Genomic DNA, 698 nt, shown 5'->3' with positions numbered 1-698 from the left:
CCGCACGCCCCGGAGCTGGGCCGGACCCACCGGCGGCACGGCGTCCGCGGCGCCGCTGGCGCCCCAGCGCGGCGCCATCCGCGCGCAGTCGGCCCGCAGTTCGGCGAACGACTCCGGCTCGGCGGCGTGTACGGGAAGGTCGGGGGTGGCGTCCTGTGGCATGGGCTCTCCCGGTCCGTGGGGCGGCTGGCGCACACCCCGGCTAGGGGAACCGTAGGCACGTCGTACGCTGCGAAGAAAGCCCTACTATCGGGTAGTTTTGCCCGTTCGGCGCGGGGCGGCGGAGCCGGTAGCGTGAAGCGACCGTCCTCACCACCGTCCTTGTCGTCGCCCGCAGGAGCAGACTCGCCGTGCGCATTGCTGTCACCGGCTCTATCGCCACTGACCACCTGATGACCTTCCCCGGCCGTTTCGCCGACCAACTGGTCGCCGACCAGTTGCATACGGTCTCGCTGTCCTTCCTGGTCGACGCCCTCGACATCCGCCGCGGCGGCGTCGGGCCCAACATCTGCTTCGGGATGGGCGCGCTCGGCCTGCGTCCGGTCCTGGTCGGCGCGGCGGGCGAGGACTTCGCCGAGTACCGCGCGTGGCTGGAGCGGCACGGCGTCGACACCGAGTCGGTGCGCATCTCGGAGCTGCTGCACACCGCGCGCTTCGTGTGCACGACCGACACCGACCACAACCAGATCGCCTCCCTC

General features: G+C 71.8%; 1 protein-coding gene. It reads left to right on the top strand.

Translation table 11 applies throughout. From position 1 onward, the window contains the following. Positions 1 to 350 precede the first annotated feature (350 nt). The coding region (locus KUM32_RS37585) for a PfkB family carbohydrate kinase (protein WP_308408824.1) at positions 351 to 698 on the top strand (348 nt) is incomplete at its 3' end.

The sequence above is a fragment of the Streptomyces sp. AC627_RSS907 genome (assembly GCF_019049165.1).
This window is presented reverse-complemented; position numbering and strand designations above follow the sequence as displayed.